The sequence below is a fragment of the Desulfoscipio gibsoniae DSM 7213 genome (assembly GCF_000233715.2).
GTDB classification, from domain to species: domain Bacteria; phylum Bacillota; class Desulfotomaculia; order Desulfotomaculales; family Desulfallaceae; genus Sporotomaculum; species Sporotomaculum gibsoniae.
In genome coordinates, this window is the sequence record NC_021184.1 from 3,543,017 (window position 1) to 3,564,219 (window position 21,203).

The 21,203-nt window shown below is 47.1% G+C and carries 21 protein-coding genes and 1 riboswitch; of the genes, 1 reads left to right on the forward strand and 20 read right to left on the reverse strand.

All coding sequences use genetic code 11. The annotated features are described in order from the left end of the window. Positions 1-47: 47 nt before the first annotated feature. The 3 genes from DESGI_RS16770 to DESGI_RS23995 all read right to left on the reverse strand — a co-directional run bounded on the left by DESGI_RS16770 (position 48) and on the right by DESGI_RS23995 (position 4,119). A complete protein-coding gene (locus DESGI_RS16770; protein WP_006520247.1) occupies positions 48-2,900 on the reverse strand; it encodes an EAL domain-containing protein in 2,853 nt (950 codons plus the stop codon). Positions 2,901-3,062: 162 nt separating this feature from the next. Next, positions 3,063-3,923, reverse strand: coding sequence for an HD-GYP domain-containing protein (locus tag DESGI_RS16775; protein WP_006520248.1), 861 nt, complete (start codon positions 3,921-3,923; stop codon positions 3,063-3,065). A gap of 34 nt (positions 3,924-3,957) precedes the next feature. Then, positions 3,958-4,119, reverse strand: a complete 162-nt coding sequence (locus tag DESGI_RS23995; protein WP_083939928.1) for an aspartyl-phosphate phosphatase Spo0E family protein — start codon at positions 4,117-4,119, stop codon at positions 3,958-3,960. A 105-nt stretch (positions 4,120-4,224) separates the two neighbouring features. Here DESGI_RS23995 and DESGI_RS16780 point away from each other — a divergent pair, with 105 nt between their 5' ends. Then, entirely contained in the window at positions 4,225-4,476 is a 252-nt protein-coding gene (locus DESGI_RS16780) for a helix-turn-helix domain-containing protein (RefSeq protein WP_006520250.1), read from the forward strand. A 239-nt stretch (positions 4,477-4,715) separates the two neighbouring features. Continuing rightward, positions 4,716-4,802: riboswitch (cyclic di-GMP riboswitch) on the reverse strand. 277 nt (positions 4,803-5,079) lie between these two features. Here the strand turns inward: DESGI_RS16780 and DESGI_RS16785 are convergent. From DESGI_RS16785 to DESGI_RS16860, 17 genes are all read right to left on the reverse strand, one after another. Further along, positions 5,080-5,640 carry a tyrosine-type recombinase/integrase gene (locus DESGI_RS16785; protein WP_006520251.1) on the reverse strand — a complete coding sequence of 187 codons (561 nt, stop codon included), beginning with the start codon at positions 5,638-5,640 and terminating at the stop codon, positions 5,080-5,082. An 819-nt stretch (positions 5,641-6,459) separates the two neighbouring features. Beyond that, a complete protein-coding gene (locus DESGI_RS16790) occupies positions 6,460-6,729 on the reverse strand; it encodes a helix-turn-helix domain-containing protein (protein WP_006520252.1) in 270 nt (89 codons plus the stop codon). Positions 6,730-6,740: 11 nt separating this feature from the next. Continuing rightward, positions 6,741-8,558 carry a VirD4-like conjugal transfer protein, CD1115 family gene (locus DESGI_RS16795; RefSeq protein ID WP_006520253.1) on the reverse strand — a complete coding sequence of 606 codons (1,818 nt, stop codon included), beginning with the start codon at positions 8,556-8,558 and terminating at the stop codon, positions 6,741-6,743. Between the two features lie 13 nt (positions 8,559-8,571). Next, positions 8,572-10,005 (reverse strand): DUF3991 domain-containing protein, encoded by a 1,434-nt coding sequence (locus DESGI_RS16800; RefSeq protein ID WP_006520254.1) that lies wholly within the window; start codon positions 10,003-10,005, stop codon positions 8,572-8,574. Positions 10,006-10,023: 18 nt separating this feature from the next. Continuing rightward, a complete protein-coding gene (locus tag DESGI_RS26205) occupies positions 10,024-10,155 on the reverse strand; it encodes a hypothetical protein (protein ID WP_006520255.1) in 132 nt (43 codons plus the stop codon). 13 nt (positions 10,156-10,168) lie between these two features. Beyond that, positions 10,169-12,793, reverse strand: coding sequence for a MobP3 family relaxase (mobP3, locus tag DESGI_RS16805; RefSeq protein WP_006520256.1), 2,625 nt, complete (start codon positions 12,791-12,793; stop codon positions 10,169-10,171). 2 nt (positions 12,794-12,795) lie between these two features. Beyond that, on the reverse strand, positions 12,796-13,203 hold the full coding sequence (locus DESGI_RS16810; RefSeq protein ID WP_006520257.1) for a hypothetical protein: 408 nt from the start codon (positions 13,201-13,203) through the stop codon (positions 12,796-12,798). Between the two features lie 421 nt (positions 13,204-13,624). Then, on the reverse strand, positions 13,625-13,876 hold the full coding sequence (locus DESGI_RS16815) for a DUF6103 family protein (RefSeq protein ID WP_006520258.1): 252 nt from the start codon (positions 13,874-13,876) through the stop codon (positions 13,625-13,627). A gap of 15 nt (positions 13,877-13,891) precedes the next feature. Then, positions 13,892-14,263, reverse strand: coding sequence for a DUF3846 domain-containing protein (locus DESGI_RS16820; RefSeq protein ID WP_006520259.1), 372 nt, complete (start codon positions 14,261-14,263; stop codon positions 13,892-13,894). Positions 14,264-14,417: 154 nt separating this feature from the next. Continuing rightward, positions 14,418-14,711, reverse strand: coding sequence for a hypothetical protein (locus DESGI_RS16825; RefSeq protein ID WP_006520260.1), 294 nt, complete (start codon positions 14,709-14,711; stop codon positions 14,418-14,420). Between the two features lie 4 nt (positions 14,712-14,715). Beyond that, complete coding sequence (locus DESGI_RS16830) at positions 14,716-15,597, reverse strand: ParM/StbA family protein (protein WP_006520261.1); 882 nt, start codon at positions 15,595-15,597, stop codon at positions 14,716-14,718. A 28-nt stretch (positions 15,598-15,625) separates the two neighbouring features. Then, a complete protein-coding gene (locus DESGI_RS16835) occupies positions 15,626-15,985 on the reverse strand; it encodes a DUF6103 family protein (RefSeq protein WP_006520262.1) in 360 nt (119 codons plus the stop codon). A gap of 14 nt (positions 15,986-15,999) precedes the next feature. After that, positions 16,000-16,584 (reverse strand): DUF6329 domain-containing protein, encoded by a 585-nt coding sequence (locus DESGI_RS16840; RefSeq protein ID WP_006520263.1) that lies wholly within the window; start codon positions 16,582-16,584, stop codon positions 16,000-16,002. Between the two features lie 5 nt (positions 16,585-16,589). Next, positions 16,590-17,771, reverse strand: coding sequence for a hypothetical protein (locus DESGI_RS16845; RefSeq protein WP_006520264.1), 1,182 nt, complete (start codon positions 17,769-17,771; stop codon positions 16,590-16,592). Between the two features lie 6 nt (positions 17,772-17,777). Further along, positions 17,778-18,281, reverse strand: coding sequence for a gamma-glutamylcyclotransferase family protein (locus DESGI_RS16850; RefSeq protein ID WP_006520265.1), 504 nt, complete (start codon positions 18,279-18,281; stop codon positions 17,778-17,780). A 17-nt stretch (positions 18,282-18,298) separates the two neighbouring features. Next, positions 18,299-19,351 (reverse strand): amidoligase family protein, encoded by a 1,053-nt coding sequence (locus DESGI_RS16855; RefSeq protein ID WP_006520266.1) that lies wholly within the window; start codon positions 19,349-19,351, stop codon positions 18,299-18,301. 18 nt (positions 19,352-19,369) lie between these two features. Next, positions 19,370-21,199 carry a VirB4 family type IV secretion system protein gene (locus DESGI_RS16860; protein ID WP_006520267.1) on the reverse strand — a complete coding sequence of 610 codons (1,830 nt, stop codon included), beginning with the start codon at positions 21,197-21,199 and terminating at the stop codon, positions 19,370-19,372. Positions 21,200-21,203: the final 4 nt, after the last annotated feature.

Below are 21,203 nucleotides of genomic sequence, written 5' to 3' on the forward strand. Positions count from 1 at the left end.
GATTGATATATGTCTTCTATTAGCTTTCACAAGCCTCGCCATCCTTTTTAGTAACGGCTGTCATTTGAATGGCAGTCATTATTCTTAATTGTTTGATTCTTAAGTATGTCAATTGCCGCTTCTTCATTCAGCGGTTTACTGATCAGATATCCCTGAATTTTGTCACATCCGTAATTTGTCAAATATTGTCTCTGCTTCTCATGCTCTACTCCTTCCGCTATGACGCAATGTCCAAGCTTATGCGCCATTGATATAATATCGCTGGTGACATCCCTCTCATCCTTCAGTGACACCAGCTTGTCAATAAAATATTTATCAATTTTAAGACTGCTGACATGGAGCTCCCTCTCCCTCGCAAGTGAAGAATATCCTGTCCCGAAATCATCTATAGCGATGTGGATTCCAGAATCCTTCAGCTCACCAAGAATACGGTTTATTTCCTGGTAGTTATCAGAAAACATCGACTCAGTAATCTCGAGGCCTATATCCGCCGGATTAACCTGCATTTCAGTTATCATTTCGAATAATTTTTTATTGAAATCATTTCTTAGAAGCTGAATTGCAGAGACATTAATTGAAACGGTTAATCCGCTATAACCACTAACCTTTAATTTGTTCAAGAAACGAAACGCCTGACGAATAACCTTTTGACCAATCGGAATAATGAGCTTTGTTTTTTCTGCCATTGGTATGAATTCCAAAGGCGATACAACGCCCAACTTTTCACTTTTTAGTCTGGCTAAAGCCTCAAAACCGCAAACCTTATTCGATTTAAGATCCAGAATAGGCTGATATTGCAAATAAAGTCCGCCATTGTTTTCATCCGCTTCAATTAGTGTAAGCTCATGCTTTATTTGTTCTTCGCGTATTATTTGCGCTTCCATGTCCTTATCAAAAAAACAAAATCCAAAGTCTTTGTCAAAAATGTAAAGCGCTTTTTCAGACGCAATCAATAGGTTTTTTAAAAGCAGCTCTACATTATCCTTATTATCCTCGTCTATTTCGACAATACCAATACCGCCTCCAATTCTTTCAGCAGCAAACACAGATTCCAATGTACCAACAACATTCTCACAAAACATTGTCAATTCATTTTTGTCCGTATAGTCTTTCACATAGAACACAAATCGATTTTCATATGTATTAAATAATTGTTGTTTGTCGGTACAAAGCAAATTTAGGACTTCTGCTACTTTTTTAATTATTTCCTGACTGTAATGAAATCCATAAGTCAGGCTCAGCCTCTGAACAGTGCTCATATTGATACCTACAATCGCTCTTTTCTTCGTTGTCTTAATCTTTGTATCATTTATTAGAAGATCTTCTAAATATCTGCGGTTATATAGGCCTGTCCACAAATCATGTTCATTATTATACCTAAGATTATCCTCAATTTCCTTCCGGTCTGTGATGTCCAGGATTATTCCCTCAAGGGCTTCTACTTCACCTTGCTCGTTATAAATCCCTTGTCCCATTTCCAAAACCCATTTCCGCTCTCCTTTGGCCGTTGTGATTTCGTATTCATATTTAAAAGGCAGTCTCCCGGCGAGGCTACGCTCCCATTCCTTCCAGAGAGATTCATGATATTCAGGTGCAATCAAATCATTAAAGGATAACTCTTTATTGTACAAAAGGCTCTCCGGAGTATATCCGGTTAATTGAGAACAACCTTCAGAAACAAACTGCATCGTCCACTCCCGATCATAATTGCATCTATAGGCCATACCCGGAAGGTGGGAGAGAAGAACGGATTTGCTGCGTTCACTTTCTCTTAACGATTCCTCCATTTTCTTTCGTTCTGATATATCTTCTATTAAGCAAATATGCTTGGATTTACTCTCTGAACCGCCTAATAAGGGGGCAATTGTCATTTTAGTCCACACACTTGCTCCGTCAGGTCTTAAATAACGCTTTTCTAACGAATAACCTTGAATTTTGCCTTCTTTAAACTGTTCAAATTTTTTGAGATCGGCCTGCAGGTCTTCGGAATGCGTAATCTCTGTCCATTTTATATTTTTTAAGTCCTGCCAATTCCACCCGAGAATTTTTTCAAACATTGGATTAATGTTGCGGTTCCCATATTCCGGCTGGATTACATGGTTTTCGTTGTCCCCAATTGCAATTCCAATCGGAGCCTGATCGAACACACTGTGATACAGTGCTTCATTAAAAGTCAATTTCTTATTAAGATCCTTCAAAGTTGAATGCTGTATCCAAATAATAAGCAAGGTCCCCAAAAGCACAAGAATACTCAATATGATAATTATGTCGGGAATCATCTGCATCCACAGGCGTGATTGCCATTCTGATGCTGAATAGTCAATCCCCAAAACGGCAATAACATTTCCATTTCTCTGATCTTTAATCGGCACGAGCGCACTTATCCAGGAACCCCACCGATCAGTTGTCATATCGGTCAGAATAGTCTTGCCTGACCGGAAAGGCTCCCAGTAAATATCATTTGCTTCCTCATATACCTGTCCAGGTGGTGAGTAATCGGTCGAATCGAGCGATTCTGAATCCAAAAGAATTACAATATTGCCATCTCGCTCATCCAAAATGTACGCGAAGCGAATTGGATTCGTTGTATCAACCAATTTCATCAGATTACTTTTAAGCATTATGTATTCCGAATTTTTTAAATCTTCAGGTCCTCCGGATAATTCTGCAATATGCTCCGGATGCATAAAGGCTTCCAATGATTGCGCCAACATAATAGCTTCCGATGAGGCTGTGTTCTTATACCTGTTCCATGCAAAATGCAGATAAAGACCACTAAGAGTTACAAAAATCATGATGCAAATGATTGCATACAGCAAAGTGTGCTTTATTCTCAAGCCACCTGCCGAAAAAGGATTCTTTTCACTTTGTTTCTTTGCATCTGTGTTAGGGATCTTCATTATAACACCTCTTTTTCCAGTTCAGGTCAGCACACCATCGTATGTCAATTACTCATCTATCAGCCAGAGCACGCCAGCCTCTGCCTGGACGTTAGCTACATCCATTGCCGTCTTTATCAACTCGGCAATAACTTCTTCAATAAGCAGATATGACAACCACCATTATTGAAGGATTTTTTCCAACAACGAAATTAATTCTTGTGGATATTTTTCTTTTTCATTTCTGAGTTTATTTATCGCAACGTCCATTGACTGTGACTGCCTATAAGGCCTATAGGAGGTGATTGCATCAACAGCATCGGCAATCATTACAATTCTTGAATTGCGGCTTATTTCGTCTCCCTTCAGTCCCTTTGGATATCCGCTTCCGTCAAGACGCTCATGATGCTGCATAACAATATCCATATACTCCTTAGGTAGATTAAAGCTCTCAAGAGAACTCATACCCAATTCGCAATGCTGTCTCACTAAAGACATTTCCGAATCGGTCAATTTTTCAGGCTTTTGTATAATTGACTTTGGTACCAGCAATTTGCCTACATCATGCAGCATTGCCCCTATACCTAAGTTAGTAAGCTCTTCATCGCTGTATCCCAGTTCAACAGCCATCATCAACGAAACCACGGCAACATCAATTGAATGTGTGTATAGCCAGTCCACGTAATTACTCAAAGCGTTGACATAAATCCACCAAGGTTTAGTTTTAGATTCAAATATTATATTGATTAATATGTCATTAGGTTTCTCTAGAATGCGACTGTCACGGATACTCATTCTTTCTACGAATTCCTTGGTAACCGGAGTGAGAACAGTGCTTTGCCTGTCATTCTGAGCAAGCAAAACATTTTGTATATTATCAGCATCGCTTGACTTTTCCTGATCGACTTTTCCAAGCCTCTCCAGCCTATTTTTAACTTCAGCTGTTATTTTCTGACCCTTGCTTAATAACAGCATCCCTCTCTTGTCATAAATATCTTGAGCAGTATAATATTCGGAACCCTTTTTGATAAAATATTCAGCCATCTTACTTGCTCCTTTCACTAGATAAATATGACTTTCAGGGGTGTCCTGGCTTCTTTTTCATATATTCAACAATAAGCACATCCAACCTTTGACTTATTACTATAATGTCTTTATCTGAGTATTCGCTTTCAAAACTATCTACCAATACTTTTCTCAATGCCTCTATTTCTGCAATCAGTTCTTTAATATCACTCATTCTAGAACCCCAATTTATGTATATGTAATACTTTAGAACAATTTTATCAAATAATAAAAGTATAATCAACTTAAAATATGTTCTGCTTTAGAAAGTGATTGAGAGATGAAGATATACTGGTATAACGGATCTAAAAATATAATTGGGGAAAGGGTAAGGGAGGCAAGAAAAAAATCGACCCCACCCTTAACTCAACAGGATTTATCAGCAAAGCTAGGTGTCCTTGGCTTTAACATTGACAGGGTTTCAATCTCAAAAATTGAAGCCGGTGACAGGTTTGTCGCTGATTATGAGGTTATTGCCATTGCTCAGGCACTAAATGTTTCTTTAAACTGGTTATTAACCGGAAGCAATTAATTCAGCTAAAAATGCTTCCATATACTTAATTCTTCAGTTCTTCTCAATCTACAAATACATGTTCCATTTGATACTATCTTTAAGCAAATCTATTGTTTATTTATAATCACTCCCGTAATAAAAGTTTATCTCCAAAGGAAATAAAAAAAGTAAGCAGTATACAAGCTGCCTGCTTTTTTTGTTTATATGTTTTAAGCTATAATTGTTCATTCCAATTCCTTAATCCATACACACCATCTATTGGCAGCCCAACTATCATAGCAATCTCTTGCTTTAGACTTGCGGCTTTGCGTCTCCGCCTTTCGACGGATTTGCCTTTATCAATTTGCTATTTACTTTATAAGTATATTAAATTTCTTGCTTTTATCCAAAACTTCATCCTTTATATTAAGTTCATTCTAATACACCAGCATTTTTTCCCTTTGTTTTTTCAGGATCTATTTTTAACCTTCGTTTTAGTCGCCTAATGTTAAATACAACATTTTTGAAATTTTGTTGCATTTTTTGTTTAGTATCATTTTATATTATCGCCACTGGAATGTCAATATGTCAGTTATTGTGTCGATATTATGTCGGATATTCTGAATGATTCAATAATCCACTTTATAATTGGACAATAGAATACAGCTCATCCTTTTGATCTTGATTGATACCAATATAGCGTAGTGTGACACTGGCTGAGCTATGATTAAAGGTATCCATAATAAGCCCTATGTTGTATTTAGACATTTTATAAGTCCAATAACCCCATGTTTTCCTTAAACTGTGAGTGCCAAAGTTTTCAATACCTATTACAGTTGCAGCTTCCTTCAGCACCCTGTAAATCTGGATTCTTCCTAAATAGCCGCCTTTTTGACTTTGAAAAAGGTAGTCCTCTAAAGTAAGATTCTGAGTTTTAACATAATTATGAAGACACTTGCGCAAGGTTTCATTTAATTTAATTTTCTTTTCTTTTGATGTTTTCTTTTCATTTATGATGAGATACTCTTTAAATTGCAACTTTTCATTAAAAATATCATTCACCTTAATAGATATGATATCGCTGATTCTCAAGCCTGTATTAATACCAAATTTATAAACCAACGCATATTTAGGATCACTTCCATTCAAGTATTGATAAAGCTGCTTGATCTTGGCCTTTTCTCTTATCGGTTCAACAGTCATAATTATCATTGTCCTCCTAATGTATCTATTTCATATTATATTATAAAAAAAGATAAATTAATATACAAATAAAAATAGTGTAGCTTTCAAAAGTATTTAGCCAAAACTGTTTATATAAATGGGTTTCTTAAATATATAAAATGCAACAAAATTTCAAAAATGTTTCATTGCATGGCTTAGTTTACCAAAAAATTTCCCTTTGTTATCCATAAACATAAAGGATTATATGAGCCGCAAGGTACTAGATTAGTGCTTTAGCGGCTCTTTTCAATATCTTTATACTAGTTATTTAGCCCTAAAGTGGATAAAAGCAGGTGATACTATCAAAGGCGGCAAACAGCAATATTTAGTATGGTCCCCATAAAACTTTGTACTACAACTAAGCAGTAAGATGTCTTATTAGCAATGTGTTCATCTAGAGCTGGAGAATCTTTACCGATACCATAAACATAAAAATATTAACCTTTTGAAACTAAAGCCGTATAGTAATTCACAACATACACAACATCAGGTGTATTATGTGTATTGTCCCTTATGCCTAAAGACTTAAACAACATTCTTGTTTCTTTATATAATAATAAAATATTCTTAGAAGAGGTTCACTTCACAGTTAACGGCGAACCCCCCCATAGTCCATCGGTAGGATAGACCCTTGGTGGCACTAATAATCATCATGCTTAAGAAATAAATTGTTGTTCATTTTCTGTCGTTATATCTTCTTAGAGTGATAAGTTCCCCTTCACGGTTCATCATGAACCCTTCCATAGTCCAACAGGCAGACAGACCTTCCCCTCGGCGGGGAAGGTCATTTTTAGCCGATCAGCCTGAATCCGTCTGCACTAAATAATACAGATTGCTGCTCTTGCCGCCGTTCTCACGCCATCTTTGCTCCTTACGCAGACGGCCGCTTTTTTCAAGGTCAGCTATGGCGCGTTTAACGGTGCTTCGGGACAGCTTTAATTCCTTGGCGATGGTACCAATCGCCGGGTAGCATTTGCCGTCCTTATCTGCACGGTCATGAAGGTACATATAAACAGCCCTAGCACGATGCGGAAGCTCCGAGGAATAAAGAGAAGAAAAGTAACCCATAGCTTCACCTCCTATTCAATCCTAACAGGCGCTTTTGTCCTGACAGGCGCTTCCGGCCCCTGAATCGGTGAGTGAAGTAATCCGCCAGATGCGGCTGCACCAGCTTCAGCTTCCTCCATCACATCCACGCAGGCAGAGTGTCGGCGGATGATTTCTTCCTCTACTCTGCGCCTGTCGGCATACTCCACCTCCCTGGCAGATTGTTCTGCAATTTCATAAGGCTTGCCAAAGGTAATACCCCATTCCTTGAAAAGTTTCAGCCGAGTACGCATCGGATATGCCCCGGTTTTAGTGACGATAAAGTGGCCTTTAGGCATAGCCTTTAACTCGTCTGGAGTCATCAGTGGCCGCTCGATCATCTGCAGACTCTGCGACGGATCGTTTTTCCCCCGGCTGACCGAGCCGCTCATAACGGTCTTGCTTCCCATGGCTTTTGATAAAATCTGCGCTGATTCACTATTGGGAGCAAAGCCGCCGAACACCGTGTCCTGGCAGTTGTCGATGATGATGGCTGAACCCTCTCTGCCATAGTTTTTCTCCAGCTGTGCAAAGCTCTGTATGATAGCAACGATGGACACCCGGCGTGAGCGGCTGGCGCTGAACATCATTTCGGCAGACTCTATTTTTGGTATAGTTCCGATTTCATCAAGGAACATCATCACGCGGTTGGTGAGCTTTCCGCCATGCTCGTCGGCCACCGATAGAATCTCACGGTAGAGCTGCTGGACGATCAGGCTGATGATAAAATACTTTGTGTTATCTTCCTCCGGCATAACGAGAAAGATGGCGCTTTTCTTTGTACAGAATTTCTCCGCGTCAATGGCTGTATCAAAGCACAGTATCTGCTCCATCTCGGAATCCAGAAAAGCGTTGAGTCTGGAGAGAGCCGTGGATAGAACACTTTGCATAGCCTGCTCCGCAGAGTTGAGTGCCGCTCCAGCAAACCACTTTGTTTTATGCGTATCGGGCAGATGTGCCAGGAGCAGCTGGAATAATGTCCTGCCCTTGACTCCGCTGGGAGCCAGCAGATCCTGAATGAGCTTAAACACCGACACGATGTGCCGCTGCTTCGGCTCGCAGTATTCCGCGATGAGCAGGATGACAGAGGTCAGCAGACCTTCCGCCGCGTCATAGAAGAAAGCGTTTTGTCCAGCCATAGCAGAATCAAAGCCTCCGGAGGATATGATGGTCTTGGCGGTGATCTTGGCATACTTCTCCGCTTTGGCCTTGTACGCAAGGTTCTCCGGATTTTTCAGGTAAGCATCCATATAGCGATTGACCAAATGGAGCAGATTGTTTCCGTCCGAGCGGGTGGGATTTCTCAGGTCGATGACGGCCACATCATATCCGTAATGCTCCTTTGCGATACCGGCGTAGTTGCGGTAGAGATCCCCCTTGGTGTCGGTAGTCACGAAGCTCATACCACCAGCGCAGGCGTATTCAAGATTGGGATAGAGAAAGTTGGCGGTCTTACCGACGCCAGCCGCTCCTATCATCAGGCAGTGGATATCATTATCATCCACCAGCGCGTATCCGTGAGGTGCGGCATCGTCAAACAGCGACGCTTTCCTCCAGCCGACTATGAGTCCCTGCGCTTTCGGCAGGCTTTCTCCCTTGCGCCATTTCTCCGGTTCATACGGCACTTCGGAATATGTCTTTTTTATCTCCTGCTTTGTCGCCCAACGGGCCGTACCGTGCTGACCGTCTCCTACTGTTTTGCTTTTAATGCCGTTTAAAGTGTAGTAATGCGCTATGAGCGACAACAGCCCAATAACGCCGAACATGGTCAGTCCGGCAGAAATCAGGATGATGATTTGTGATGTCTTCAAATAGATTCCCCCTTTACATGGCCATGATAAAATTTGAAGCCTGCTCCTGTGCCGGAAGCATCTTCGGCATTTCCAGCTCGACAAAGAGCAGGGCTTTGACGCAGTCCAGCGCAAGGCGCTGATAGGAAGATAGGAGCTTTTCCTTATCCGCCAGTGTACGGATGCCTGATGCCTGGAGTTGGCGGCCGATGTCCGAAACATCTTGGCGTATATGTTCTGTCTTAGTCCTGAGCCAGCCTCTGTCCTCATGCGGACGGTAGCTGTACTCCAGCTTTTGAAGGAGCTGCTCTGTTGTCACAGGCTGTTCCATCTGACGGAGCTGCCTGTGCATGAGAACGAAAGAACCGGCCGCCATACACTGCAGGCATTCGCGAACAGCCTCCGCGTTCTCCGTCGCTGACTTGCCGGATGCCAAAAACGGCTCCACCGTTTCATAACACTCCGTCAGGAAAGAATCAAGGTCTTTTTGTGCTGAAAGGACTTTGCACAAATCGTGCAGCACGGCAACAACCGCCGGCAACAGCACCAGCTTGGGATGCTCCTGTGCCGGAATTGGACTAACGCCATTTCTGGCTTTCAAATCCTCGTTCCAGTCCTTATTCTGCGACTGCATTACAGAAATTTCCGTGTAGCCCTTGCCCGACAGAATATCCTTCAGGCGACCAGTGGCTTCGATGCCCGCTTCGTCATGGTCCAGGCACAGCACGACACTTTTCAGATGAGGATTCAGCTCCAGCTGACGAAGCATGGCGTGTTCCGAGACACCGTCCAGTGTCACATAGCTGTGCCGCTGCCAGCCGTTCTTGTTCAGCGTGATGAAGGACAGCATATCTACCGGCGCCTCGAACACATGGAGGATGTCGCTCTCTCCAATCCAGTGAAAGCTGTATTTCGGATCGCTGCCCTCCACGTTACCCTTATAGGGTTCTCCCTGCGTATAGGTACCACGCTTATGAGCGTGACGAGCAACGCCCTTTTCATCCAGCCCCATAAATACTGCGTTGTGGTATTCCTTATCCTCATAAACCAGCTTTTCATGAGCGAAATGAGACAACACATCTCTATCAATAAAACGCTGCTTGATAAGGTAAGCAAACACACGGCGCATATCCAGATTGGCCTTAGGTAGTGCGAAGTCCTTTCGGGGAGCAGGGGTGCTTTTGGAGATCTGGTTCCACTCTACGCCGGACTCGCCGCCTATGAGGAGTGTCACAGCTTCGGGAAAGCTCAGGTCAAAAAACTGCTGAACGAAATCGATGGCGCGACCGCCCTCCTTACGGCTATGGCGAAACCACTCATTGCCTCGCACAGTCACGCTGTCGAAGCGCTTCCAGCGCCACTCCCGTCCGGAGCGAATGAGCTGCTCACCCTGTCGCTGGAGGAAATCTACCAGGTCGACAGAGTTTGCTCGTTGCTTTTGTTCGTCTGTAAAATGAATATATGTCATACTGCAGATCCTCCTTTGTCAGCGTTTGCGCTTACCGCACCGGCGAAAAAAAGCCACCCGCCGATAAGCGGATGGTTTGTGTGACGCCGGTTTTATTTTTTCAGGGATTGGTTCTTTTTTCTGCAGATGTTTTAATTGTAGCTTCTGCATGGGAGCCCTCCTTTTAATATGTTGTTTGTCTGAGCTCGTGATCGTCCGGCGCATGCCCTTGGGCGATCTTCTTCTCGCGTATTTTTCTACGGAGCTTACTGTCTGTCTGCATGCCAGGACCGCCGGAGAGCCTTTTCTGCTCGTCACGGAATATCCGGCTTAAATGATGCAGAAGCCTTGTTGCCGCCAGAAAGAGGGAAGGATCACAGAAGGAGTCCAGATGCTCAAGGAAAAACCGAGCATAAATGTTGCCCTGTTCAGCCGAGAGGGTGAGCCAGCGTACTGCGGCATCACGGTCACAGGGGACATCTCTGCCTATGAGATATAGCTTCCCAAGAGCATACTGCGCGTACTGGTTACTCAACTTTGCGGATTTGGTCAGCCATTTAACAGCCGACTCCACATCCTTGGGAACACCCTCTCCGAGCAGATAGAGCTTTCCAAGCTGATACATAGCGAATGAATTGTTCTGTTCCGCCGCTTTCGTAAACAGCTCCACTGCCTTTCCGATATCCTTCGCCACATGAGTACCGTCACGATAGAACTTGCCAAGGGCATACTGTGCCATGCTGCTGCCGCTATCTGAAGCCCTTGTCAACCACTCCACAGCCTTCTCCGAATTCACATGACCGCTGTCCGTATCGGAATAAATCCTGCCCAGCATATACTGAGCATGGACGTTGCCGAGCCGTGCAGCCTTTTCAAGGTATTCGATGGCTGCCGGTATATCCTTTTCCGTGCCTGTTCCGGTATAAAGCATCTGACCGAGGCGGTATTGGAGCTTATCGTCATGGCTTAGTTCCTCCAGACGCTTGAAGCCATAAAAGGCTTCTTCAAAATTCAGCTCCGCTTCATCAGTATTCTTCTCAGTGCCGACACCATCACGGTACATCTTCGCCAGCTCGTAATAGGCATAGGGAACACGCTGGACGGCAGCTTTACCGTAAAGCTGGAATGCCATTTCGTAGTCCTGGCTCACACCCTGCCCTCGGTAGTACAGACCGGCAAGAGAATATTGGGCATACTTGTGATTTCGGGAAGCCGCCATTTCAAACCAGCCTGCCGCTTCTGCATAATCCTGTTCTGTTCCGAGTCCGGCCGCATGCATTTTCCCGATGCGATATTCCACATACCGGCTGTTCCTGTTTGCTTCGATATCCATAAATGCGGAAAGAGCTTTTTCATACCACATAAATGCGATATCCGCATCCATGTTGACGCCAAGTCCGTCAGCATACATCCTGCCGAGGTCATGCATGGCAAGAGCATTTCCGGCTTCGGCTTCCTCCATAAACAAACGGAGAGCCTGCATGAAGTCAGGCTCCGTATCGTCGCTGCCATAGAGGAAAGTACGAGCCTCTTTGTAGCGGTCACTCCATTTGATATGTGGATTTCCGACATCAGCTTCATCGTCCTCCGGAGCTTCATCAATAGCCGCTTGGTATTCATCTACCGGCAAAGGAGAATCAGATTCCACTGAGGCTTGAAGCTCGTCCGCCGACTCGTCACCCTCGAAGGCGAAATGGTGACCGCCGATGTTCATCGCCTCGGTAATCACCATGTTTTTAATGTGCTTGAATTCCTTTTGCTGTGAAAGCTGAACGGAACCGGGAAGCTTATCCATGTATGTGCGCAGGACTTCATTGCGAAGCTCCTGCCATTTTGCGTAGGCTTCGGCGACACGAGCGTCCTTCGCCAACTCATCGACAATTTTATCCACGACGGTTTTCAGAGGTGCTTTGAGATAGCCGTATTGCTTTTTGCCGGAGGTATGCTTCAGCCTCTCCGCCAGATATGAGAGCAGAGCCTCTATGGTTTCACTTTCGCATATGCTTCCGCTCATCCTGCCGATGATTTCTTTTAAGACTTCAAGGCTTTTCTCAGCAAGCTCATTCCTCTGAGTGGTCTGCTCGGAATATATCTGAATCAAATCCTGCTGAAAAATCTCCCTTGCCATACTGCTTCGCATTTTATCAATAGCTGACTTTGTGACATATCCCTCACGAGGATTGATAGAATACACCAACATGTGACAGTGAGGATGATGCCCCTCGTTATGAAAGGCAGCGTACCAGCGCAGGTTCTCCGGAGCAATCTTCATCTGCTCGGCAAACATATTCCGCTGCTTGCGGATGAGAGCCATCCACGCGGCGGCGTTATCATATCCCAGCCGCACGGCGTCCTCCCGCCGCAGAGAAATGATGGGGGTCCACACATTACCTGTATGTTCAGCAATCTCCGACATCACTCTTGACAGTACCAGCGGAGTATCTGTGTCAGTAAACAGTCCGTGAGTCCCCAGCTTCTCCGCGCGGGGACGGGTGGCGATGTAATTGACATAGACTTCTTGATGGGACAACTGATCCAGATTCTGGTCCAGCACCGCACTAATGAATTCTGATGCATTTTCTACAGTCGGCTGTTTCATGTAATCCTCATATTCAAACAAGTCAACCGAGTCGGGGAACTGCGAGAGTATATCCGTAATAAACTGCTCCTGTTTTCGTGTTGCAGGCAGCATTCGTATGTCCGGCGAGATTTTCTCCACTCCTTCCCGCGTAGCAATGTACTCTACCGCATTTTCCAGATGCACCGCAGAGTTTTTTATATATCGGCATTTAAATATAATCCTTGGCATGGCTATTCACCCTTTTGGAATTTAGCCACATCCTCAAAGTTCACAGTGCCGATGGATTTTTTCACGTCGGAAACGCATTTCCCGCGCAAGCGCCGCAGGGTATTTTCATCCACGTCTGCGGTGGATGCCAGGATATTCATCATCATGGACATCTCTACAGCCAGCTTGAACATCACGCGGGCGATGCGGTTTTCTGTCGTACTGACGATACCGGACATCGCCGAGGTGATAGCGGTCGGCAAAAACATTGCGCCTTTCTCACCAGCAATGTACCCGCTGTAAAGACGGACAGCTTTTTCAATGAATTCGCTCCTGCTTTTGCAGTTGTCCATTTCTAAAAGCGCATCCATACATTCAAGCGTGCTGGGGTAAAGCCAGACCGGAATGCGGTCTTTGGTTTCTTCCGTCATATGGAGTCCTCCTTTTCTGAAAATGCTCCGGAACCACCTATCGGGTGTACCCCGGAAAAACCTTAATTTTTCTGCGTTTATGTCGATTTATGAGAGTTTCCGACCACCTGAAAGGTGACCAAAACCTATATCAGGTGTACCTTAGTCAACCTCCCCGACCCGCGTTGCGGGGCGGTGTGAGGGGGCAGGAGGTCGCATAGCGACCACCTGCCTTTAACCCGCATGGTTTTCGACCCCATGGTTCACCCCCAAATCGCAAGTTTGTGAGCCTCTGTCCGGAGAATGTCTTATGCTTTCACCAAGCTCCTTCACAAACCCCCAACAAGGTGCGTTATCCAGCCCGCAGGGGTTACGATGCCACCCCCGCCGTTAAAAGCCGACACAGGGGCACACAGGCGGCAGCATGCCCGTGTGCAGGTTGTTATTCCTCGCTGTCCGCTGGACTGCTTTGTCCTGCAGGAACTGCCGGATATATGCTGCGCTTAGGGGCGTCCATTACGCTTGTATCCCGGCTTTCGATGTACTCCCGGAGAGGAGCGGGAACGTGCTTCTCATACAGTGTTTGCAGCAAAGTACCCAGTTCAGCCTGAAGTTGTGTTTCATCTTTCATGTACTGGTGGATAGCACTAAGCTTTTCAGCTTCAAAGTTGATCTGTACAGTGGTTTTTTTCATGCAGCTTTACTCCTTTCATTCGTAAAAATTTAATGAAAATATAGCGGAGGCATCCTCCACCTGTTCCTGGGTGAAGGCTTCCGGCTTTTGAAATCGATCACTGTACTGCCGGATTTTATCCTCAGTCAGCGACACAAAATCCCCATCATCATTGCTGCCAGCTACAAAAAATGTACCGGTAATGATGTCGTTTCCAAGCGAACGGTTGCCGGGAAGCCCGAGCAGCTTTCCCTCTTCATTGCAGACCAGCACAGCACAATCCTCCAGATATACCGTTTCAATATATCCTCCAACCGCACTCTGCAATCCTTCCAAGGTGTTTTCAACTTCAGATGGATACGGTTCCTTCATCGGTTCCACCATTAACACTTTAATCGTTTTCTCCATGTTCGCCTCCTAAATGGTTATTGTCATACTCTGGGTTTCCTCCGGATCTTCTGGTTGCTCCTGATGCACAGGTGTTGTTTGCAGAAAAGTGAGCCATGATGGTGTACTTTTCAGCCATCTGGTATAAGGGCGGCAGGAAAGTGAGCCAACATGGTTACAATTCCTCCAGGGCATGTATAAGACTGCCGGGAAGATCGGACAGCTGAACACTGGCATCTGTTTCCTCCGGCAGTCTGGTTTGCTGCTGCAGTTTGACATTTTGCAGTTCGTCCCTGATTGCTTGCCGTACAATCTGTTCCAGAATTTCAGACTGATGTGCCGTCAGGATGCTGTTGACCACGTACTCGGTGCGCTGTCTGCTGGCCTGCTGTGCAAAGAGCGCCTCGGCCTCCCGATGCCTTGGGTTGTCAATATCGAAGGATAAATAATATCGTTTTCGCTCGGACATAAGCTCACCCCATCAGGAGCTTGTAGCCGTCCGCGTTGGCGAACCGGTTCAGCACCGCCACCGTATTGAGGTTGTTTTCGTACAGCCTGGGTTCCAGCAGCTCTGCACCGCCCCCCGCGAACACCATAGGCAGCCGCAGATCCAGACCTCGCTCACGGAGCGCATTGAACAGCTCCTTGCAATAGGCGGTCACGGTCTGCTCCACAACAGCTCCAATCAACTTGCTTTCGGTATGCTGGATCTCCCCGCGGATAGCATCCGTGACGAGTCCATCCGACAGGAGAATGTCACTGCGCTGGAGCGCATCCTGAATCCGGCTGTACAGGGTGATGGTACCCATGCGGAGACTGGCACAGCTTGATCTGTCAAGCCGGAAATCATGAAGTGTGAGAATATCCACCGTGTACCCGCCGATGTCCACCAGCGTGATGCTTCGGTAATCCTTTAGCTGCGAATAATACCTGCACAGCGCCGCATGCCCCTGTGCGAACATCTTGCATTCCGCAATACGGCAGCGGTAGAATGCCCCCTCGAACCGAAACGATATGTTGTCACGCAGGAAATATCGCCTGAAGACTTCCTTCTGTGTGCCATAGCTGTCAATGGGCAGCCCCACGCCAAGAGCGATTTCTGCATTGGTTGTCCCTGCTTTTTTCATAGCGTCTGCGATTGCCGGGAGCGTCAGAATAAACGTATCCGGCTCCCTGGTCTTGTCCTGCTGAAAACGCAGACGACGCTCACCGATGGCGTAATACTTGCCCTCAAAAAAGAGCTGCATCTCCGGCATAATGAATTCTTTGTCACTTGCGGCATATCCGGAGGCATAAATCATCCCCTCCGAGGATTTGGTGTTGTAGTTTCCGTTGTCCACACCAAGCTTTATCATAATCATCACCTTCTTTCTTTTCTGCGGTTTACATGCGCATGGTCATGCCTTGCGCTTCTTCCTCGGCAGGGGTTTCAGCCTCTGACTGAGCCTCCGGAGCGGAAGGCGCTTCGGTCGCCGCCTGCTCACGCTGGCGACGGGAAGCACGAGGCTGACGCTCCCTCGGAGCAGGAGTCGATTGGGTTTCCGCTGTCTGTTCCTGAGTCGTTTCCAGCTCCAAACGGCTTTCCACATACTCGCGGACATTGAGGGGAACCATCCGTTCATAGGTCTTGTTGAGGTAATCCTTCAGCTCCTGTTCGATGGTTTGATCCTTCTTCTCCATGAAAAAACGAAGGGCATCCAGCCTCTCCGAAGGGAAGGGAATCTTTAATTCGGTTGTACTCATTTTTGTTTCCTCCTTTATAAATTCATTTGCATCTCAGATGAGAGCTTTTCGCTTTCATCGAGGTTGGAGCAATAGTCAAGATAGAACACCATATCAAAGCCATCCTCCATCGGTTCGATCTCCGCCATCTCCGGCCTTGCTTCGAGGATTTTCAGGAGCATGGAGCCGACGCCGTTGTTAGGCGAAACGGGAACATGATACCGCTCCTGTAGCTCGTCAAAGTAAATCGACCACGTTCCGTTAGAGGTGCTTTGCGTACCCTCCTTAATGATTTGATCAGCCAGATTGTTAAGGCGTGCAGCCACGAATTCACGAGCCCCCGGCATATAGCTGGAGTATCTGGCATAGTTATATCCCTCCGCTTCGATCAGGACACCGTCAGAGGAACCCTCGCCCAGCACCAGCAGACAGTGGAACACTCCATTTTCGTCCCGGTGCATGAGGTCGGTATTCTCAGCAATAAAGGGCATATCCCGGAGCGGAGCGGATTTGAAATACTTGTATTCGGCTTCCGGAAGCTCGACGATTTTTTCGATTACGCAGTCCGAGGCGGGGTAATCGCTCGCCTTGCGTTCTAAGATTGCTTGCAGCTTCAGCATGATTTTCACTCTCCTATGTTGTAGTTGATGTAGGGAATTTCGAGCCACGCCGACCATGAACGGTCGGCGAGCTTGGTTTTTACGACGCCGTATTTGGTTCCCATGGCTTCGATGACCTTGCCGTTTCCGACATAGATTCCGATATGTCCCGGCTTCCAAACAGCAAGTCCGGGGATATCAGGCATGGTGTTCATCGAACCGGAAACCGCTGCGTTTCTATACATACTATCCGCACCGATATCCGGCATACCGTTGGTTCCATAATCGATTGCCATCGTGTCAGGGTCGAGCCAGCCATAGCCTTTGATCAGTCCGACGCAGTCCGTTGTCCTGCCTCCGAGCCAATTGCTTCGGATGAATTCCTTGTAGTTACCCACGCCGTCAGGGTACTGCTCCAGCTTGTAGTCGAACAGCGAATCCGTGAGGATATCGCCGTATGTACCCCAGACATAGCCCCATCCGGAGTCAAAGGCTTGCTCAGCATAAGCTGCCAGATCCAGATTGTTTTTCGTTGATGGATCTGTAAATGATGAGATGTCCAGCACGGTACTTCCTGTACCGCCTCGTTCTATCTCGCCGGTGAACAGCTCGGCGCCGCCGAAGGCTAACCGCTCATAGATTTTCGATGTGTTGGCTTTGACCTCATTAGTCACCGTCATTCCTGACTGCATCAGCCTTTCATATGCGGTTTCCAAGCTGACAGGAACAGCGACTGTATAAGTCGCCTCCACTCCATCAACCGTCTGTGTTCTTTCCTCATAGGTGACGAAGCAATCCACGAAGGCGCGGGCTTCAGCTCCTGACAAGGACAGATTTTCAGCGCCGAAATTCAGAGAATAAAAAAGGGACTTGATGCGGATGTTGTCCAGCATACCGCCTTCCATCCGGGCTTCGACCTCGGAAACCGCTCCGTCCAGAACAGCAAGACATTCGCTCATATCGCTGATGTGCGAGGCATATTCGGCAGGCATGGCTGCCGGAATACTGCCGCCGTTAAAGGACAAATCAATGGCGGCTTTGTTATGGTCGGAGCCTGCCGAGAGAATGCTGGCTATCATTACGACCATCAGAATGATGGGTGTCAGTATGGATGCGATGACTACTCCGACTGCTTTCCATGTCCTTTTGTCAGTGGCAAGAGCTACTGCGGCCTTGACCGCCATGGCAATGGTTGCGGGATCAGCCAAGGTATATCACCACCATTTCATGTCGAACAGCGTGCCTTGATCCGGCTCCCGTTCCTGCTGCTCTCTTGCCAAGCGGATGGATTTATCCACGGCCTGCTCTAAAAATTCAGTATCAAAGCCTGCCGACTGGTATCCCTCCATAATGGTGTTGAGGTAAAAATCCGAGGGTGAACCGAAGGGATGTCCGTCATTCATGATATAAACCATGGCTTGAATGGGCTTGCCGTTCAGCTCCACAGGGAGTATCTCCTTGCGGTAAAAGGACGGATATCCCTCATAATGGTCGAGAGCCTGAAGGTCACGTTCCTTCAGTTTCCACAGAAGAACAGGGACGCTGGAGCCTTCAAGCGGTTCGACGGTTGCGACAGCACTTCTTCGTCCGCCTCGGAACAGCAGCTCATAATCCTTGATCTCGCTTTTTCCTATTACCTTGGCGGTCGGGCAGCGGAAGGCCATCTGCGGCAGATTAAGGTTGCTGCCATAGGCGATGTACAGGGTTTCAGATTTCATTTTTTCATTCCTCCTTGCTACATTGACATGGAAAGGCCGGGGCTTTCGTCTGCCACCCCGGTCTGTTCCTGTTCGTTTTCGGTTGTCTGCTCCTGCTGTTCCGCCGCTGCTTGAGCGACTTCCGCCAGTTCTTTTTCTTTTTTCTGCCTTAATCGTTCCTTTTGCTGGAGTGCCTGCTCTGGATTTTTCCATGCAATACAGCCATCCAGATGCTCCAGCAGATGGAGCCGGGCAGTCTTGAATTCATCCCCGATAAGCCCAAGCCGCAGGAGCCAGGTGCGGAAAGTATATTTCTCATTGGTGCTTTGGGTTTTCTGTCTGCTGGCGCACCGCTGGTTCAGAGCCTGCGCTGATATGGCGAGGCAGAGCTGGATGTACGCCTTGATTTTTCCGGCATGAGTGGTGGAATTGAAGAGCCGGAACTCTATTGTTCCTTTCTGGAACACGCTGTGCAAATTAAGGCAATGATACCGGCTGCTGTGGTAATGCTCCCGGCGTCCGTCGCTGCCGTGATACCAGATTCGGCTGACCTCGTCCAGCGTCCGGGGCTTTTTCCGGTTGAGTTCCTCCAGAAAGCTCTGCTCCACCTTTTTGCAATACTGCCGCTCTCTCGCCACCTCTACCTGCATCGCCTTGTAAATCAGATCCTCCTTGGAGGCCATGATGTTGGTGATGTTCCGCAGGGTATTGGCGTTGTGGGGCGAGGCATCCATGTGAATATGGATGCCGCAGGATTTGTTTACCCGCATTCCGGCCTCACGCAGCTTGCGCACAAGCTCCTGTATGACCTCGATGTCCTCATAGCGGCAGATGGGACTGACCAGCTCCACGCTGTAGGTATTATCTGCCGCCACGATGCGCCGCCCTTCTTTTCTTTCTGTTGTTATGCTGCCGTCGCTCATGACCTTCCAGCGACGGCCACTGCTGTCCAACACAGAATATTCTCCGTAATAGCCGCCGTCAAAATTGGCAGGCCGTCCGAAATATTCAGACAGAACCTGTGCGGCATGCTGGCGGGACAGGCCAGTCATCTCGATTTCAATGCCGAAGCGCTGCTCCTTCATGTCCATGATTAATCACCCCTTTCCTCATCGGCCACCCGCCTTTCCGAAGAGCGCCGCCTTGTATTCCGGAGCCTGAACCATGAGGTTGTACCTCTCGTTTCCGCATTTATACAGGCACACGCCCCGCTGGGGATACCGGATCAGATTGTATTCGCTCTGCTCAAGCTGGAGGGTATCGGTATAGAATTTAACGTCAATCGTACCCGCGTTGAACAGGAATTGATGTGTCGGAATGGAGAACAGCGGCTTGGTGTATTCTCTGATTCCCTCGATATTGAAGTCCTCCAGATTCTGCGAGGAAAGGATGACAGCGCTTTCCTTTTTACGAACTCGCTTCATGAAATTACGGACATACTCCACAGCGGTCAGGTTGGACAGGAACAGATAAAACTCATCGATGCTGGCGGCTGTATTGCCGGTGGTGAGGAGCTCGTTGCTCATATATGACAGTACATTGAACAGCAGAGCGTTTCTTAAGTTTCTGCTTGCCTGCAGAAGCCCCTTGACTCCGAAGGTCACAAACTCGCTGCTCTTGATATTGGTGTGTCCGTTAAAGAATTTTGACTCTGCGCCCTTGCACAGGGAATGGAGTCCGAGACAGATTTCCCGCAGGGTATCCGCTGTATAGAGCTGGCGTTTGCTTTCATCGAATTCCTTATACTCTGACTCGACCAGCTCGTATAGGTCGGACAGGATTGGGTAATCCGAAGGCTTCAGGCGGTCGAAGTTGCTGTGGTCTGTGATACTCCATTTGTCGTAGAGCTTGCCCAGCATGATTTCAATGGTATCAATCTGGCGGTCATCAAAATCCTTATATGCCCTGAAAAAATCCTTGAGAAAGCTGATGTGCTGACTGAGCTTGGAGGTCTGCCGGAACGCCTGGGGCGCTTCGGTATCCTTCGGGTCGCCGCTTTCATCCCATGCTTTCGGCTCCAGAACATTGATGATGTACTCGCCGCTCATCAGGTCGATGAAGCAGCCGCCCAGGTTGTTGGTAAGATCCTCAAACTCCATTTCAGGGTCAAGGCAAATGATTCTCATGCCGGATTCCCTGAGATTGCACAGGATGAGCTTTAACAGATAGCTCTTGCCCTGGCCGGAATTGCCGAGGATGAGGATATTGGCGTTGGTCTTGTCATCGGCTCTCCGGTTGAAGTCCACGAGGATGTTGCTCCCGAATTTGTCCCTGCCGAGGCAGAAGCCGTTGGGGTCTGTCTTGCCGCTGTAGTTGAAGGGATAAAGATTGGCGACCGAGCTTGCGGGCAGCACCCGTTCAAACTGATCGCCGAACACGTTCCAACCGGAGGGCATGACAGAAATAAAGCCCTGCTGCTGACGAAGGAGGAGTCTGTCCACGTTGAGCTTACTCCGCACCAGCTCGGTCAGCACCTCGGTCTGCAGGAGCTTCAGCTGGTCAGGGTCATGAGCGGACAGCTCGATGTAAACAGCCGCATGAAGGAGAGGCTCCTTGCTACGATGCATCTGAGTTACGATGGTCGCCACATCCTGCAGATTGCTTTCCGCCGTGACCGTCTGCTGTAAATCCTGGGTGCTGCTTCTCTGCATCCGGTTTTTATTGGCGGCATTTGATATGATTCTCTTTTCCTCCATAGGGGTCACATGCCGGGTGTAAATATGCAGGGTGACGCCGTCCTTCTCCCCAAGGTAACGCAGGATTGCCTGTTCTTCGGTAGCAGTCGGATATTCTCGCAGCGCCCATACGGAGCGGTAGGTGTTGCCGCAGATGAAGTGGTCGGTGTTGAATTTAATTACGCTCGGAGCGATCATATCGAGGAATTCCTGAACACGGATATCCTCTGTCTGCGTCGCCTTCGCCTTGCTTTGATGAGCCATAGCT